This window comes from Facivitalis istanbulensis (assembly GCF_040560405.1).
GTDB lineage: Bacteria > Pseudomonadota > Alphaproteobacteria > Sphingomonadales > Sphingomonadaceae > Sphingomonas > Sphingomonas istanbulensis.
This window is the reverse complement of record NZ_JAVSCQ010000019.1, coordinates 18,011-34,682: the sequence shown is the minus strand read 5'-3', so window position 1 is coordinate 34,682 and position 16,672 is coordinate 18,011. Positions and strand designations below refer to the sequence as shown.

The window sequence follows — 16,672 nt, the reverse complement described above, 5'->3', positions numbered from 1 at the left end:
GACAATCCTTGTCGAATTGAATGAAATCTGCCATCCTCGCAAAACAATTGCTTCAAGGGGCGAAGGCGTGGCCGAAGATCATGCAGTGCTGAGTCAAATCGGCGATCTGGCGCAGGCGGGGGAGCGGATGATCGAGCGTCTTCGGCGCAAGGCGTTCCTGCCCGAAAGCCGCAAGGGACTCCATGTCCGATTCGGCATTGCCGAGGCGGCGCAGCTTTTGGGCTGTTCGACCAATCGCATCCGCATGGCCGAGGAGGATGGCCGCCTGCCCCCCGCCCCGGCGTCGGAAACCGGGCGGCGGCTGGGCTATACGGTCGAGGAGATGCTGCGGATGCGCGAGGTGCTGGGCGCCTCGCCCGTGCGTGCGCCGCTCGACATTCCAGCCGTCATCGCCGTGCAGAATTTCAAGGGCGGCGTCGGCAAGTCGACCGTCACCACCCATCTGGCGCATTATTTCGCGGTCCAGGGCTACCGCGTGCTGGTCGTCGATTGCGACAGCCAGGCGACGACGACGACGCTGTTCGGCTTCAACCCGCATTTCAACGTCACGCGCGAGGAAACGCTCTACCCCTATCTGTCGATCGACCCGACGCAGAGCGACCTGGCCTATGCGGTCAAGCCGACGCCCTGGCCCAATGTCGACCTGATCCCGTCCAACCTCGAACTGTTCGACGTGGAATATGAACTGGCCGCAGCGGGCAGCGATGGCGGGTCGGTACTGGCCGCGCGATTCCGCAAGCTGAAGCGCGGGCTGGCCGACCTTGCGCGCAATTACGATATCGTGCTGCTCGATCCGCCGCCCGCGCTGGGCACGATCAGCCTGGCGGTGATGCAGGCGGCCAACGCGCTGCTGGTGCCGCTGGCCGCGACCACGCCCGATTTCTGCTCGACGGTGCAGTTCCTGTCGATGATGGACCAGGTGCTGCACCAGCTGACCGGCGCGGGGATCGAGGTGGATTACCAGTTCGTCCGCCTGATCTGTTCCAAGTTCGACGGTAACGACCCCAGCCATGCGATGGTCCGCGCGATCATGGAACAGAGCTTCGGCCCCGCGCTGCTGCCCGTGCCGATCCTGGAATCGGCGGAGATCAGCCATGCCGCGATGCGGATGATGACCGTCTATGAGCTGGAAAAGCCGATCGGCACGCCCAAGACGCACAAACGCTGCCGCGCCAATCTGGACGAGGCGATGCGCCAGGTCGAGCAGTTGGTCCGCCAGAGCTGGGGCCGGGTCGAACCCGCGAGCGAAGAGGCGGTCGTCCATGCCGCGGCGTAAGGAGATGACCGCCGCGGCGAGCGTCATCGGGGCCATGGCTTGCGACAGGCATCCATTCCCCCTTTCCTACACAACAATGTTCCGCTTATGTTCCAAGCGGGAGGTACGATATGGCGCGTAAACAGTCCGATTATCTCGCAGCCCTTCTGGCCGAGGAGGCGGAGACCCCGGCCCCCGCCATCGTGCGCGAAACCCCGCCCGAGCGGACGCGCAACACCACCTTGCTCGGCCGCGAATCGGCGCTGGCCCGCGTTGCCAGCGGCGAAGTGCGACAGGTCACGCAATTGCTGCTCGACCCGGCACGCGTCCGCATCTGGCCGGGCAATGCGCGTAGCTATACGCATCTGACCGAAGAGAATTGCCGCGAGCTGATCGACTCGATCATCGCCGAGGGGGGGCAGAAGGTGCCCGCCGTGGTCCGCCGGGTCGAGGGCGATCCCGAGCATGATTATGAGGTGATCGCGGGCACCCGCCGCCACTGGTCGATCCGCTGGCTTCGCGCCAACAGCTATCCCGACATGCAGTTCGTGGCGCAGGTCGTGCAGCTGGACGACGAGGCCGCCTTCCGCCTCGCCGATCTGGAGAACCGGGCGCGCGCCGACGTGTCGGACCTGGAGCGCGCGCGCAATTACCTGGCCGCGCTGAAGACCCATTATGGCAACCACCAGACGCGGATGGCGGAACGGTTGAAGCTGTCCAAGGGCTGGCTGTCCAAGATGCTGAAGGTCGCGGCGATCCCGGACGCCATCATCGCCGCCTTCCCCTCCCCCGCCGAGGTGCAGCTCAAGCCAGCCTATGCGCTGGCGCAGGCGCTCGACCAGGCAGGCGATGCACCGGCCATCCAGCGCGAGGCGACAAAAATCGCACGCGAACAGCGCGAGCGGCGCGGTGCCGATCTGCCCCTTTATCCGGCCGCCGACGTGCTGCGCCGCCTGCTCGACGCCCCCAAGGCCGACCGGGAGCGGCAGGCAGACGAACCCTATCGCTATGTCACCGATCTGGGGCGAACGCTCGTGACCGTCCAGTCGAGCAACCGGCAGGGGGTGACGCTGCGTGTCCACTCCGGCACCGGCGTCGATCTGGACCATGTCGTCGAGGCGCTGCGCGAAACGCTGCTTCAACTGGAGCGGACCGGCCGGGGCCTGCAACGCTGATGGCATGGCTGTTTCCCCGGGGAAACACGCCGTCAGAATTGGGGGACGGCGGCATCGTCCGTCGCGCGGACAGCCTGTTTGCCTGGGATGATCCCTGCGGGGGGATTGGCCGCTCCCCTGCCCTATCCCCCGCCCCATTCATCGCCCGTTCGCACGGTTCTCCCGCGCGGCGGGCTTTTGCGCCCGTCCCACGGGCGCGATCGCACGGCCTGTTTCCCCGGGGAAACGCCGCAGGACATCGTCGATGACCCCACCCGCCCAGGATACGCCGACCGAGCAGTTCGAACTGTTCCTCCCCTATCTCGCCGACCTGCCGCTCCGCGATCAGCGCGAGATGATGGAGCGCCCCTTTTTCAGCCTGGCCAAGACCAAGCGGATCAAGCCGATCGATTATCGCTCGCCCGACGGCAAGCTTTGGGTCCATGTCTCGGGCAATCCCGATTATGGCATGGCGACGATCTGGGACGCTGACATCCTGATCTATTGTGCGTCGATGCTGGCCGACATGGCCCGGCGCGGGATCAACGACGTACCGCGCAAGCTGCACCTGATGCCCTATGACCTGCTGCGCGCGATCGGGCGACAGCCGACCGGCCGCGCCTATGAGCTTATGGGGCAGGCGCTCGACCGGCTGGTATCGACCACGGTCAAGACCAATATCCGCGCCGAGAATCGCCGCGAAGCGACCTTCAGCTGGCTCGACGGCTGGACCCAATTGGTCGATGAAAAGACCGAACGGTCGCGCGGCATGACGATCGAACTGTCCAACTGGTTCTACGAAGGCGTGATGATGACCGGCGGCGTGCTGTCGATCGACCGCGCCTATTTCGACATTTCGGGCGGCCGCGAGCGCTGGCTATACAAGGTCGCGCGCAAACATGCGGGCGGCGCGGGCGAGACGGGTTTTGCGATCTCGATGCCGACGCTGTTCGAGAAATCCGGCGCGGAGGGCCAGTATCGCCGCTTCAAGTTCGAGATCGCCAAGATCGCCGAACGCAACGAATTGCCCGGCTTCGCGCTCTCGCTCGAACAGGCCGAGGGCAAGCGCGAGCCCAGCCTGAGGATGCGACGCCGACTCGACGCCAGAGCCCCCTCCCCCGTTGTCGCCCCCTCCCCCGCTATCGCCCCGGTCATCGCACCCGCCCCCGTACCGGTCAAAGCGCCCGCCCAACGCGCATCGGGCAAGACCTCGGCCCCCTCGCCTTCCCCCGCGCCAACCGCACAGGAGCCCGCGCTCGACGCCGGTTCGCTGATCCGGCGCAGCGTCAAGAGCCTGTCGACCCGCGCGACCTTTGGCGAGATCACCGACGCGACCCTGGCATTGCTGCGCGCCGAATGTCCGGGCTGGGATTACCAGACGCTTCACGCCGAATTTCGCGCCTGGGTCGAAGGCGATCCGAGCCGCACGCCGGTCAGCTATCAGAATGCCTTTATCGGTTATGTCCGCCGCTTCGATGCGAAGAACCGGCATCTGCTGCGATAGGATCGGGGTGCGTGCGAAAGCCACACCCCTCCCCATCCGGGTTACATCCGTTCAAGCCAGCGGATGGACCTTGGAGCTTACGGCCGAGCGCGGCAGCCGCCAGCCCGCCTGAAATCCAGCCCCCTCCCCCAAAGGCGAAGACTCCACGTCCTCCATCGCAATAACGGCATGGGGTGCTGCCCAAGCGATGGCTTGCCCCGATCGTCGGCACCATCCAGTGAAGCGAGGCCCCTTCCCTGACGCGATACGCAGATCCCGCAAGTTCGCATCGATCATGAGGCTGCGCGCGGCCCCCCAGCCCCACCGATGTGCGCGCCAGCCCCGGTCATTTCGACCGCACATTTCGCGCTGATCAGCCAGGCATCGAAAATGCTCGCGGCGATCGCGCCCCACCCCGCTCCTTTACAATTGGTCGATTAGCGCCGCGCTTGTTCCTTTGGCTCCCTGCGAAAGGACCCATGCTTGCATCGCCCCGCTACCTGCCTGTCCTTAATCACACGGGTCGTTCTCACCACAATCACGCCGTCGCGAAATCCCGCCCGGGCCTCGCGCGAGAACCCCAACTTCCTCGACCCGGATTTAGAGCTCGGTGGAGCCGCGCATCGGCAGTTGATCGCCGTTCCCAGCCATCGGTCCCGCTGCGTCATCCGATCGATGATCGCTACGGATGGAGCAAGTCTTTCGGCGGGGAGAAACCCATCCGCCGCAGCTCCGCTGCATGATCCAGGGCAGGCGCGGCGACAGCCACCACGGAGCCACCAGCCGAAGCGAAGGCGGTGCATAGTCCTGCCGCCAGGCTCAACGCATTCCTGTTCCTATGGCCGTGGGCAACAGGGAGCGATCCGACACCTCATCGCGCAAAAGCATCGTCCACGCGATGCCCCCGCAGGTGCGCCTCCGTCGCGCTTGACAAGCCATCCTCGCGCCAGGCTCGATTTGTCGCCAAGGTGGGGCCGGGCCCCACTCGTCCCGCGCGATCGGGAAGGACCACAGCACTTGGCGTCCACCACCCGCTATCAGGCAAAAAAGCAGGGAAGGGGAGGGGGCTCGACAAAGCGTTCCTGAAGTATCGGTTCTCACGATGAGGGCGACAGCCTGTCCGGTGCGCAGCGCGGTTCCGCGCGGCAATTTGAACATCTCCAGCGAAAGCACCGCCCAAAGTGATTCAATCATAGTGGTCAAAAACCACCCGGATCGGGGCTTTCGATATATCAGGAACACCCATCCGATATATCAGGAACGGGGGGCACGTCACTTCGGGAACGCATGCTCGATATATCAGGAACGGCCCATTCCATGCGAATCACGGGAAAACCGGGCTTTGAGATGCTATCCGCACCGCTTAACCCTTTAACTCTTCCTATAACCCTCTAACCGCTTCGAGATTCTTTCTTGATTCTGAAGAGATGGAGGAATGCCGGATTCCAACTCCGATCCTTACGCACCATGCTCAGCGGCCTGAGGAATAGACAGCTCACGCCTGTGGAGAGCATCGCCTTCGCTATCATCCACCTGACCTGCGCCATCAGCCCACCTCCATCTGCGACCAATGGCTGACTACAACCTGCTCTCACCGAGCCCTCATCGCATGAACTCGGGAATGCCAGGGAGGGGGCGGCGACAAACGTCACGACGCCGTGATACGGCCTGGCAGAAAGACCGCCGGCACGAGTGCGTCAACGATACCGACAACAGGCCAAGCAACACGCCCACTACGGGATGCATCGCTTGGAGGATGGTCTGCCGAGCCGGTCGCTCATCAAGGGCGAATGACGGACGAACCAGTCTTGGCGCGATGACCTGCCAGACCGCCACATTCCTCCGTGCATGGGAAACGTTGGGCGAGCCGGTCACGATATTCCAGCCGCCACGACAACAGGAGGGCAGGGGGATGGCCATCATGCCCAGCATGCTGGCGATTTTGCTTTTGGCAGGGCCGATACCTGGATCAGCGGCCAAAGCAGGGCCACCCGAACACGGATTTCCACCAACCTCTTGATAACATTAGTATATTCTAATATTTAACCATCTGGGAAGCGGGAGTCTGCACGATTGGGTGCCAATGGGACGCCACGGCCACCCGATAGCAGGGAAGGGGGGCGCGAATGGAGCATGCCCCCGGTCGAGGACAAATAATCCCGTTAAACCCCGGATCAACAGCCATGAGACGGACCGATCCTGGTCCCGCGCACCCTGATCGCGCAGCAAGGATGGATATCGCCCGTCAGTCGAGCGAACGCCCTTGCGCCGCACTCGCCGCCTTGGCCGGTGCTGCGGGGCGTTCCCCCCGTACCACGACGATGCTGCCGATCACGATCGCCAGCCCGCCGATCAGCATCGGCAGGCCCACGGGATCATGGAACAGGGTGATGCCGATCAGCGCGCCGAACAGCGGTTCGATATTGATGAAGACCCCCGCGCTGGCGCTGTCGACCCGTGCCGCGCCATATTGCCATGCCGCAGTGGCGGCGAAGGTCGCCAACAGGCCCTGGCCGATGATCCCGGACCAGGCGATCGCGCTGAGGCGGAGGGGAGGGAGGCCGTGCAGACCGATCGCGAGCGGCGCTACGGTCAGGCCCGCGACGATCATCATCACCGCTGGAACCGCCAGCGCGGACCGGGTCTCCGGCGCGCGCCGCGATACCATCAGCCAGGCGAGGAAGACGAGCAGCGACAGAAGCGACAGCGCGATCCCCATCGCCGTTCCCGCGCCACCGGGCTTGCCGGCGATCAGCGCGGCCCCGGCGGTGGCGGCGGCCACCCCGATCCATGACGTGCGCGTGACCTTTTCCCCGGTCAGATGCGCCGCGATCGCGACCAGCGCGGGCATCGCCCCGACGAGCAGCGCGGCCAGCGTCACCGTGACCCCCGCCAGCCCCTCGAACTGGATGAGGAAGCCGATGCCATAGAAGACCCCGGCCCACAGGACGGCCGGGGAGAGGAACAGCGCGCGCGCCTCCGCGCTGCCCAGCGCAAAGGGGAGCGAGGCGAGGGAGGCCACGACGAAGCGCAGCAGGACCATATGGGCGGGCAGAACCTCGCGCAGGGCCAGCTTGCCGAGCGGGAAACCCAGGCCCCAGCACAGGCCGGCCGTGGCGAGCGAAAGAAAGGCTAGACGACGCATGCCCTCCCTCTATCGGGATCGGTCACCATGCCAAAGGCCAATCGCCGCACGGCGCGTCCCCCGCCGACGGGCCAGCCGATCCCCGGGCCGGACTTGCCGCGAACCGGAGCGCTCTGTTCCGCGATGCCCCGTAAAAGGCCTGGGAACGGGCTCTGGGCGGCATTCCACCCGTAAGCCTACCCAGACCTAAGGTCCCCCTGGATCACAGCGGACAGGGCGGTCGCCGGCTCTTGATCGATCCGGCCTCGACCCGATAGTCTCGCCATCGTCCCGGCAATGCACCCGCTTCGGTCGAGGTCGAGTTGCAGCGTCGTTCGGGCACGACCATGCCGTTGGCGGGAAGCGGGCTTGCCGATAGCATCACTGCAATCCGCATGTTGGAGGTTTGAATGGCGCACCTGTTCGAGATCTACAAGGACAAGGCGGGCGAGTTCCGGGTCCGGTTCAAATATAACAACGAGATCATGTTCTCGACCGAGGGCTACAAGTCCAAGGCGTCGGCGCAGAAAGCCGTCGAATCGATCAAGAAAAATGGACCGGACGCACCCGTCGAAGACAATAGCTGACCGATCCGGCGATTCTGACGGGCCGGGGCTTGCTCCGGCCCGTCGTCATGTCTTCTCTCGAAGGTCGCCAGCGGGCGAACGGCGTCCCAGCCGTGCCGGTGGGATAGATCTGCGCGACCGCCTGGCAAAGGCTCGCGCGAGGGTTGTGCGGGATCGGCGCATCCTCCAGCTCATGAGCAACGGGGCAGGGGCCTTTGTCCCTGTCGGGCGCCCTTCCGCGGTCCTTCCGTATCGGCATGGACTCAGACTGGGGGAGGGGGGCTTCCTCCCCCCAGTCGTCGATTATGCGGGATCGTCCAGGCTGAACCGGTCCTCGTCATCGTCGAACGCGAACAATTCGGCATAGCGGCCCCATTCGGTGACGGCGCGCAGCGTGGTGTCGGCGAAGTCGGGGGACATATGGTCCTCCAACTCGTCGCGGAAGCGGCGGGCGGGGGCCTGGTGCGTCGATCGTTCGTCCAGCACGGTGCGGATATGCCGCGCCAGCGGTACGTGCAGCTCCAACGTGCGGCGGAAATTGGCCTTGCGCTGGTCGACATCCTCCTGCGCGAAGGCCGCGCCGCGCGGCGTCAGCACCGCATTGCCGTCATCGACGTCGAGGAACTGGAGCAGTTGCAGGCTCTCGACGATCGGGAACAGGTCGTCGATCTCCAGTTGCAGCGTGTCGGCCAGTTCGGACAGCGGCGCGCGGCCCGAAAAGGGCGCGGCCTCGACCTCTTCGATCAGGCCGGCCAGGCTGTTGATCGACACCGGCGGCAGCGGCCGGGCCAGGTCGTGCGTCGGCAGCGCCGCGGCGGTCGGCGCGGCGCGCTGCGTCATGCGGGCATAGATCTGCTCGACCAGCTCGCGGAAGCGCGGGTCGAGCCGGTCGCGCGGCTGGGCCAGGTCGACGCGGAACTCGGCCGCGATCCGGCCCGGATTGGACGACAGCACCAGGATGCGGTCGCACATCAGCACCGCCTCCTCGATATTATGCGTGACGATCAGGATCGAGGAGATGCCCAGCTTGCCGTCGCCCCACAGGTCGATCAGGTCGGAGCGCAGCGTCTCGGCGGTCAGCACGTCGAGCGCGGAGAAGGGCTCGTCCATCAGCAGCAGCGACGGCTCGACGACCAGCGCGCGGGCCAGCCCGACGCGCTGGCGCATCCCGCCCGACAATTCCTTGGGGAAGGCGTTCTCGAACCCGTCGAGCCCGATCAGGTCGATCGCGGCGAGTGCGCGACGCCGCCGTTCCTCGACCGGCACGCGCTGCGCCTCCAGCCCCAGCTCGACATTCTGCTGCACGGTCAGCCAGGGCATCAGGGCAAAGGACTGGAACACCATCGCGACCGATCGCGGGTTGCCCGCGGCATCGGGGATGAAGCGCAATTCGCCCTCGCTGGGCGTCACCAGCCCGGCGATCGAGCGCAGCAGGGTCGACTTGCCCGAGCCCGAGCGGCCGAGCAGGCCGACGACCTCGCCCTCGTTCACGACGAGTTCGACATTGTCCAGGATGGGCGCGCCGCCCTCGGCATTGCCATAGCTGTGGCTCAGCCGCTCGACGGAGAGGACGGGGTGGGGGGCGGCAATATGGTGCGGGGTGCGGGACATGATCGTGTCTCCCTCAGGACAGGCGCAGACGGCGCTCGGAGAGTCGGTAGAGCGGGCGGAAAAGCAGGCGGTTGATGGCGATGACGAACATCGACATCACCATGATGCCCAGCAGGACGCGCGCGCTGTCGCCCGAGGCGGTGGCATCGGCGATATAACTGCCCAGCCCCGCCGCGCGCAGATGGGTGGAGCCCCAGGACACCGCCTCGGCGACGATGCTGGCGTTCCACGATCCCCCCGACGCGGTCAGCGCGCCGGTGACATAATAGGGGAAGATGCCCGGCAGGATCAGGCGTCGCCACCATTGCCAGCCGCGCACGCCGAACATGCGGTTCGCCTCGATCAGGTCGTTGGGGATCGCGCTGGCCCCGGCGATGACGTTGAACAGGATGTACCACTGGGTGCCCAGCACCATCAGCGGCGACAGCCACAGGTCGGGATCGGCGTGGAAATGCACGATCGCCACCACCGCGATGGGGAACAGCACATTGGCGGGAAAGGCGGCCAGGAACTGCGCCACCGGCTGCACCCGCGCGGTCCAGACCGGGCGCAGGCCGATCCACACGCCGATCGGCACCCAGAACAGGCTGGCGACGGCGATCAGCACGATCACCCGCACCAGCGTCAGCACGCCGTAGTGCAGCGCCCGCCCGGCATCGGTCCAGCTCAGCGTCGTTTGCAGGAAGCGCACCGCATAGACCGTGGCCGCCAGCGCGGCGATGACGATCATCCCGGTCCACAGGCGCAGGCCCAGGGTCCGCGCCGCATCGGGCCGCCGCGCGGCGAACCGCCGCTGCTGCTCCATCGGCCGGGCCCTGGGCTCGACGACATAGATGAGCGCGGCCGCCGCGCGAAACGGCGCGGTCAGCGAGGGGAGGAGGCGCGCACGCCGGAACAGGTCATAGACCCAGGACTGCGGCGGATTGGCGCTGGCGGTCTGTTCGACGCGGAAACGGTCGGCCCAGGCGATCACCGGCCGGAACACCAGCTGGTCGTAGAGCAGGATGACCACCGCCATCGCCGCGACCGCGCCGGCGACCGCCTGCAGGTCGCTGCGCGCGATCGCCAGCGCCAGCCACGATCCGATGCCGGGCAGCATGATCTGGGTGTGGCCCACGCTGATCGCCTCGGACGCGACGACGAAGAACCAGCCGCCCGACATCGACATCATCGCGTTCCACACCAGCCCCGGCGCGGCGAAGGGCAGCTCGACGCGCAGCAGCTTGCGCAGCGGCGACAGGCCGAACCCTTCGGCCACCTCGTTCAGGTCGTCGGGCACCTGGCGCAGCGACTGGTACAGGCTGAACGCCATGTTCCACGCCTGGCTGGTGAAGATGGCGAAGATCGCGGCGCATTCGACGCCCATCCGGCTGCCCGGGAACAGCCCCATGAAGGCGGTGACGGTGAAGGTCATGAAGCCCAGCACCGGCACCGATTGCAGGATGTCGAGCGCGGGGATGATGACCAGCTCGGCCCGACGGCTCTTGGCCGCCGCGGTCGCCGCGACGATGGTGAAGACGAAGGACGCGGCCAGCGCCGCGAACAGCCGCAGCGTGGTGAGCAGCGCGTAATGGGGCAGGGCGGCCCAGTCGAGCGTGATCGGCTCGACGCGCAGGCGGGCCAGCGGCTCGACCGCGTCGTGCACGCCATTGGCCACCCCGGCACCCGCGGCGATCAGGATCGCGAACAGCGCAAGGTCGGGCCAGCCCATGCGGACGTTGAGGCGGCGCGGCGAAAAGCCCAGGAAACCGGTGCGCTGCATCTCAGAGCGCTCCACGGCCGGGGCATGGGGCGACGCGGGACGCGGGGATCGCGCCGTGCGGGGAGGAAACGGTGCCGCGCGCAAGGGCGTGGGGGAACGGCAGGACCATGGAAGGGCTCCATCGGGTTCGTGATCGAGCCCGACAAAGCCGTTACAGGTCAGCGATGACGCTGCCGATCACGGCTCGATCGGACCCGGGCATGACGATCGGATACAGGGAAGCCGAAGCTTCTACTGTCTCCGTCGCCGGCTGGGGGGATAGATCGGGGCATTGGATTCCTGTTTGCAGGGACCGGCCGCATCGACGACCGATATCCGCCCGATACACGCCTGCCATAATTGCTCAAGGCCGATATGGCCGGATGCGGCGATTCCGATGCAAAAATGTCGTGTTTTTCATAAAGGCGGATGCCTCGAACGACCTCTGGCGATTAACTCAGCATCGTGATTCACTTGCTTTCGCGATGAGCGGAGGCGGTGCTGGCGCGGCAGGCAGGGTTTTGGGATTATGAGGAACATCACGCCCGGTTGACCAATGGCGGCGATCCGCTGGTGACATTGGCCGAGGTGGTCGACTTCGCGCCGTTCCGCTACCGCCTGGAGAAGGCGCTGAAGCACTCGGAAGGGGCATAGGGCGGCAGGCCGCCCTATGATCCCGTTATGATGTTCAAGGTCCTGGTGCTTCAGGCTCTGTACAATTTGTCGGACGATCAGGCGGAGTTCCAGATCAGGGACCGGCTCTCGTTTCTGCGGTTCCTGGGCCTCACGCCCAATGTGCCGAGCCCCGACGCCAAGACGATCTGGTTATTCCGCGAGCACCTGGCACAAGCTGGGGCGATCGAGAAGTTGTTCGCGCGGTTCGATGCGCGACTGAAGGCTGGTGGCTACCTGGCGCAAGGCGGTCAGATCATCGATGCGACGGTGATTGCCGCGCCGCGCCAGCACCTGACCGACGAGGCAAAGGCCCTGATCAAGGAGGGCAAGGCGGCGGACGAGATCTGGCTTGATAAACCCGCCAAGGCGGCACAGAAAGGCATTGATACGCGCTGGACGATGAAGCGCGGGAGCCTGAAACGGAGCGAGGCCGGCGAGCCGCGCGTGCCGGCTCCGGCGCAGATCATGGTGCCGATGTTCGGGTACAAAAACCATGCCGGGATCGACCGCACCTTCGGGTTCAGCCGCAAGTGGGCGGTGATCCACGCGGCCCGGCACGACAGCGGCGCATTCGCAGACGTGCTCGACTCGGAAGACATCGCCCGGTCGGTCGGGCCGATACCGCCTATCGTTCGGCGAAGAACGAGGCCGCGATCCGCCGCGCCAGGCTCAAATCGATGATCCATTTCCGCAAACCCAAGAGCAAGCCGATGAACCGTCGGCACCAGCGTGCCAACGCCGCCCGCTCGAAGGTCCGCTCAGCGGTCGAGAATGTCTTTGCCGTGCAGAAATCGCGGATGGCCCTGTTTGTCCGCACTGTCGGCATTGAGCGTGCCAGGATGAAAATCGGCATGGCAAACCTGGCCTACAACTTCAAACGCCTCGTATGGCACGAAGGGAGAACCGCGCCCGCCTGATCCTGAAACCGCGAGGAAACCCCCTGGAAAGGCTGTAAAGTCACCCCGAAAACAGGCCGTCGGCCCGATCCATTGCGCCCGTTATCACCACCCCTATCCCGTCACGCCAAATTCGAACGGTTCTTCGAGGTGTCCAGGCGACGAAATCCCGGCCATCGCGTTGGCCCGGAAGGGGTGGGGGACGGCGGGTGGGGGTTGGGGCCGCTGCGGCGGGCGCGTCACTGGGATTGGGGCTTTCCGCCATTCGGCCTGCTTCTACCCTCCGGTCGGGGACAAACAGGCCGAACGGTGGCGATCGGGTTTCAGCGGGTGGTCGCCGCCGCCAGCTATGTCCGGGCGGCGAGCTTTCCCAGATTATTGGCGGCGGCGGGGCTGGCCCCGATGAGGAGCTTGCGGTGCTGATGGGTCGATGCGTCGGGCTCGCTATTGGCGAGCGTCACGCCCAACGCCTTAAGCTTCTCGCCGAACGACCAAGTCAGATCACTGGGCATATAGCCGATTTCGGGGATCATCCGGTCCACCGCATCAGGGAAAGCGGTAATCCGGTGGACAAAATTCGGTGACGCTCGAAACTAATGAGTTCTTCGATCCATCCAAGTGAATGAAAGGCGGATGACAATTTTGCCATTACGCCTTTCATAATTGTAAACAGATTATCGGCCAATTGGCTTCAAATGGATTCCTAGCCATCCTGGAACTGGTCGTGATCTACCGTCCGGTTGTGTGATGGGGGAACACCAAGCGCCGGTATTGGGACATGATGTAGGCTGGGGTGAAGCACCACCCCAAGTTCCGACACCTTCTCTGATAACGACTGCGGCCGACCCTCCACCATCAATTTCAAACGCCTGTGTAACGTTCAAAGATCTAAATATGCCAGCAAGCTGCCGACGATCGATACCCATGCGATAAGGGCCGGCCCTTATGATGAAAATCCTATCATCCGTTCCGCGATAACCGATACCAATACGAGACGTATCTTTATTTTCCTCATCGGGGCCAGCAGAAGACCCGATATGCTGAGGTATTAACGAGGTTCCAGAGAAAGCTACGAAGCTTGTATTGCTTGCGTCAAGTCGTTGCGCTTCATTCAGGGCAGCGCTAGCAGTTGTATTATTTCCCAAGATGATGGACAAATTACTAGCAGAAGGGGAGGCACCATTACTCGAAAACTGCCAAAAATATGTATCAAGTGGTACTCGTAATCCATTGCTCATGATGTAAAAAGGAGGTCCAGCAAGAAATTTAGAACCCATGTAACCATTATGGGTTCCGGCAGTAGGGCCGCCACTATTGTTATCATAATAAATCCCTAGGGGTACAGAGCAATTAGTGTCTTGCCAAGACCCAGCAGTTTGCTGTCTGGTGTCAAAATAGTTCGTATTTATCGCGAAATCAGGCGTTCCCAATCTACCCCATGCGATTGACGGAGTATATAATTCTGCTTCCTGTGGTACGCTGTCGACTTGAGTTTGTGTTCCAAGCATTTCACAACGCGACGAGGGTCCTTGGTGATTGTCTCCCAAGACGTAAGGATATGGCCTCTCTCCCTGGGAGCCGCTTGTCGCATTGGGGATTGATATTAACACTCCATCCATGCCTGCGGAGTAGGTGAAACCGCCTTCCTGAATTGGTATTGGATGCGTAGGGCCAAAATAATAAATTCTATTACCTTGCCCAGATAAGAAATTATCTCGTAGAATCCTAGATGTTGTATAATCAAGTCCTTTAAATAATCCCGTCATCATTCTCGGGACTGGAATATTACTAGCTGGATAATTGTGCCAATACATCCCGCGGATCACGGAATTAGATGATGAATTTACTGGCCTGTTTGGAGTGCGATATTCATGATTGCCATTAAGATTTGATGTCATTATTACAGGGAATGCAACAGATGTCCCTCGCATTGTCTGGTTAAAGGTTTTGTTGCGTTCTCTGTTGGCAATACTGTCAGTAATTAAACAGTCGCAAATAACGTCTCTATTTTTATTTGTATACCAAGCCAAACCCCAGAAATACATGATTCTATTTAATCTCAGGGTGACGGCAACATCGTTTGAATTCGAATCCGTAACGCAAAGTTGGAATGTGGCCCACTGCCAGCGATCGAAGGAATATGATTCCTGTTCGGCACTACATATTTGCGTTCGTCCATCACTCAATTTTGTCTCAGACCTCCCTCTCAACTTGTAGCTTTGTGGGGGCAGAGCCTTGTCATCTGCGTTGGGTGGCGATTGCCCCTCTGGGAGGGGTCTTTCCAATGCGCCTGGCGGCCTGTTGGCTATGCGCTCTCTTCCTGATGCAGGAACGACAGGATAAAGATTGTTTGCCACTAAAAGAAAAATTGCCATGGATTGGAATAAAGGAACTCTACGCATAGAAAACCTCCTGTATTTTTAAATATCATCTATCTTTTATGAAAAAACAAACTGTAATTTGTACGGATAATGTCTATGGTTACTAAGTAAACTATCTATCGGGAACAACCAAGATAGCATCACCGACAGCCCGTTCTCCGCTTGAGTCGGAGGGATGCGTAATAAGCTTCCCGCGCACCACCATTGCGCTCGATCCACCACCATCAAGATTGATTGCGTCGCGCGCACCGATGTGGACCATAACCCGCCGCAGTTCTTCAATCGACAATCCCGCACTAGCTGGAACCGATACAGAACTTGCTTCAGAGTACTCGCGGCCCTCGACGACGAGCAGCCAAACGTGCCGTTTGGCGTCGATGCCGACGGCGGTGCGTGGATTTCGCAGGACTGACCAGGAATGGACATAGTTCCAACGGGCGAGAGGCATGCCGTGTGTGGCCCAGCCCTCTTTGTCATCCGCGTGAATCATCTCGCCGCCGCGAACCAGCGTCGGTGCCCCATTCACGGCGTAGAGCGCACTGGATGCCGCTTTGTCGCTGCGCGTGTCGTACGTCAAATCCATCCGTGCTCGTACATGACGAGCAAGTCGCGAGCGCAGGAAATCGGCCTTCCGACCGATCCCCACCAGCACTGTTCCGCCGAGTTCTGCGCCACTGCCGGTCTTCAATCGGCCATCGGGCCCGACAGTGACCGCCAACCCATGTGAGGCATCTGCAACGAAACCGGCATCGTCGGTGATAGCAACGATTTCATCGCGGACGGCGCAGGTCACATCCTGGGCAGGCAGGCGATTGGCTGGTGCTCCTGTCGTTCCACAATCGCGCACTTGCCCAGGTTGGCGGTTGATGCCGCCGAGCAAAGAGACGGTACCGTCGCTCCAGACGATGCGTGGTGACGGCGGTCGCGCGGAAAGAATCGCCGCGCTTATAGGATAGCGATCGCGGAGAAGCAGGTAGGGTCGCCCCAGCGTCGCTTCGCTGCGCCAGCGTCCTTGCATAACCGATATACCGGCGGGTTCACCGACCACGCCCTCCTCCGGCGTCATCGCGAAGAAGCCGCCATTGATCGCGACCTGAGCACCGAACCGGTGGGCGATATCCGACGTCTTGATGCGTCCCGCTACCGTGTCGTTCCCGCCGGCAGAAAATATGTGACCTTTGAAATGGGCTGGATCAATCTCGATCAGGTTCAGCCGCCACGGACCGGCCTCATAATACGGCGAGGCCGCGGCGGCGCGAACTTCGACCTTGCACGTTGTGGCAGGGCGTATCGCCACCCGCGCGGCTGCCTCCGTGGTAAAATCGCCACCGATAATCTCGACATAGCGGGTCGGTATCAGCCCCGGAGTCTGGTAGCTTTCCCGGCGTGGTTCAAGATGGAGCGCGCGCAAGCACATCTCGAGGCGGGATCTTTCCTTAACGGTGCGAGCGACGCCTGCTGTTATCAGCCATTGGGTTGGCACGTTGTTCGCCGTTGCCCGTCTGACGGAATAATAGGTTACGCCATCTGCCAATGATTCTTCAGTTCGAGTCTCTACCAAATTGGTGTTGCCCAGCGGGAAAGGTGCGACCGGCAGCGATGCGTAAACTGGGCGCACCGAAAGAGGAATCGCCACGCTGGCGAGAATCATGTGACGCGCAAGGCTACGGGTGTCCATCATCCTTTAATATCGCGACAGTATTTAAAATCCAAGACACGGCTCGACCCGCGTTGCCGCCGTCGCGTGTCCGTGCAAGAGGGTGGGAATGGGCGACGTAACAAGACA

11 protein-coding genes and 1 pseudogene are annotated in these 16,672 nt (G+C 62.8%); 5 read left to right on the top strand and 7 right to left on the bottom strand.

Annotation, left to right across the window (positions count from 1 at the left end):
* Positions 1-127: 127 nt before the first annotated feature.
* The 3 genes from RN629_RS11900 (at position 128) to RN629_RS11890 (ending at position 3,913) form a co-directional block, all read left to right on the top strand.
* The gene (locus RN629_RS11900; RefSeq protein WP_407035433.1) at positions 128-1,276 is read left to right on the top strand and encodes an AAA family ATPase; all 1,149 of its coding nucleotides are present in this window, start codon (positions 128-130) and stop codon (positions 1,274-1,276) included.
* A 110-nt stretch (positions 1,277-1,386) separates the two neighbouring features.
* Complete coding sequence (locus tag RN629_RS11895; protein WP_407035413.1) at positions 1,387-2,430, top strand: ParB/RepB/Spo0J family partition protein; 1,044 nt, start codon at positions 1,387-1,389, stop codon at positions 2,428-2,430.
* A gap of 244 nt (positions 2,431-2,674) precedes the next feature.
* Positions 2,675-3,913, top strand: a complete 1,239-nt coding sequence (locus RN629_RS11890; protein WP_407035412.1) for a replication initiator protein A — start codon at positions 2,675-2,677, stop codon at positions 3,911-3,913.
* 2,224 nt (positions 3,914-6,137) lie between these two features.
* Here RN629_RS11890 and RN629_RS11885 read toward each other — a convergent pair.
* Both RN629_RS11885 and RN629_RS11880 read right to left on the bottom strand, forming a co-directional pair.
* The gene (locus RN629_RS11885; protein ID WP_407035411.1) at positions 6,138-7,037 is read right to left on the bottom strand and encodes a DMT family transporter; all 900 of its coding nucleotides are present in this window, start codon (positions 7,035-7,037) and stop codon (positions 6,138-6,140) included.
* A gap of 202 nt (positions 7,038-7,239) precedes the next feature.
* On the bottom strand, positions 7,240-7,398 hold the full coding sequence (locus tag RN629_RS11880) for a hypothetical protein (protein ID WP_407035410.1): 159 nt from the start codon (positions 7,396-7,398) through the stop codon (positions 7,240-7,242).
* Between the two features lie 28 nt (positions 7,399-7,426).
* On the opposite strand from RN629_RS11880, the gene RN629_RS11875 reads away from it, so the two are divergent.
* Entirely contained in the window at positions 7,427-7,603 is a 177-nt protein-coding gene (locus tag RN629_RS11875; RefSeq protein WP_407035409.1) for a YegP family protein, read from the top strand.
* Positions 7,604-7,885: 282 nt separating this feature from the next.
* Here RN629_RS11875 and RN629_RS11870 read toward each other — a convergent pair whose 3' ends face one another.
* Together RN629_RS11870 and RN629_RS11865 are read right to left on the bottom strand one after the other, a co-directional pair.
* On the bottom strand, positions 7,886-9,193 hold the full coding sequence (locus RN629_RS11870; protein WP_407035408.1) for an ABC transporter ATP-binding protein: 1,308 nt from the start codon (positions 9,191-9,193) through the stop codon (positions 7,886-7,888).
* A 13-nt stretch (positions 9,194-9,206) separates the two neighbouring features.
* Positions 9,207-10,955: an ABC transporter permease gene (locus tag RN629_RS11865; protein WP_407035407.1), complete on the bottom strand. Its 1,749-nt coding sequence runs from the start codon at positions 10,953-10,955 to the stop codon at positions 9,207-9,209.
* Positions 10,956-11,435: 480 nt separating this feature from the next.
* Here RN629_RS11865 and RN629_RS11860 point away from each other — a divergent pair.
* Positions 11,436-12,526: pseudogene (locus RN629_RS11860) on the top strand (IS5 family transposase).
* Positions 12,527-12,852: 326 nt separating this feature from the next.
* On the opposite strand, the gene RN629_RS11855 reads toward RN629_RS11860, so the two are convergent.
* From RN629_RS11855 to RN629_RS11845, 3 genes are all read right to left on the bottom strand, one after another.
* Complete coding sequence (locus RN629_RS11855) at positions 12,853-13,038, bottom strand: type 1 glutamine amidotransferase family protein (protein ID WP_407035406.1); 186 nt, start codon at positions 13,036-13,038, stop codon at positions 12,853-12,855.
* Between the two features lie 141 nt (positions 13,039-13,179).
* Positions 13,180-14,907 carry a phosphodiester glycosidase family protein gene (locus tag RN629_RS11850; protein WP_407035405.1) on the bottom strand — a complete coding sequence of 576 codons (1,728 nt, stop codon included), beginning with the start codon at positions 14,905-14,907 and terminating at the stop codon, positions 13,180-13,182.
* A gap of 91 nt (positions 14,908-14,998) precedes the next feature.
* Positions 14,999-16,567 carry a phosphodiester glycosidase family protein gene (locus RN629_RS11845; protein WP_407035404.1) on the bottom strand — a complete coding sequence of 523 codons (1,569 nt, stop codon included), beginning with the start codon at positions 16,565-16,567 and terminating at the stop codon, positions 14,999-15,001.
* Positions 16,568-16,672 lie beyond the last annotated feature (105 nt).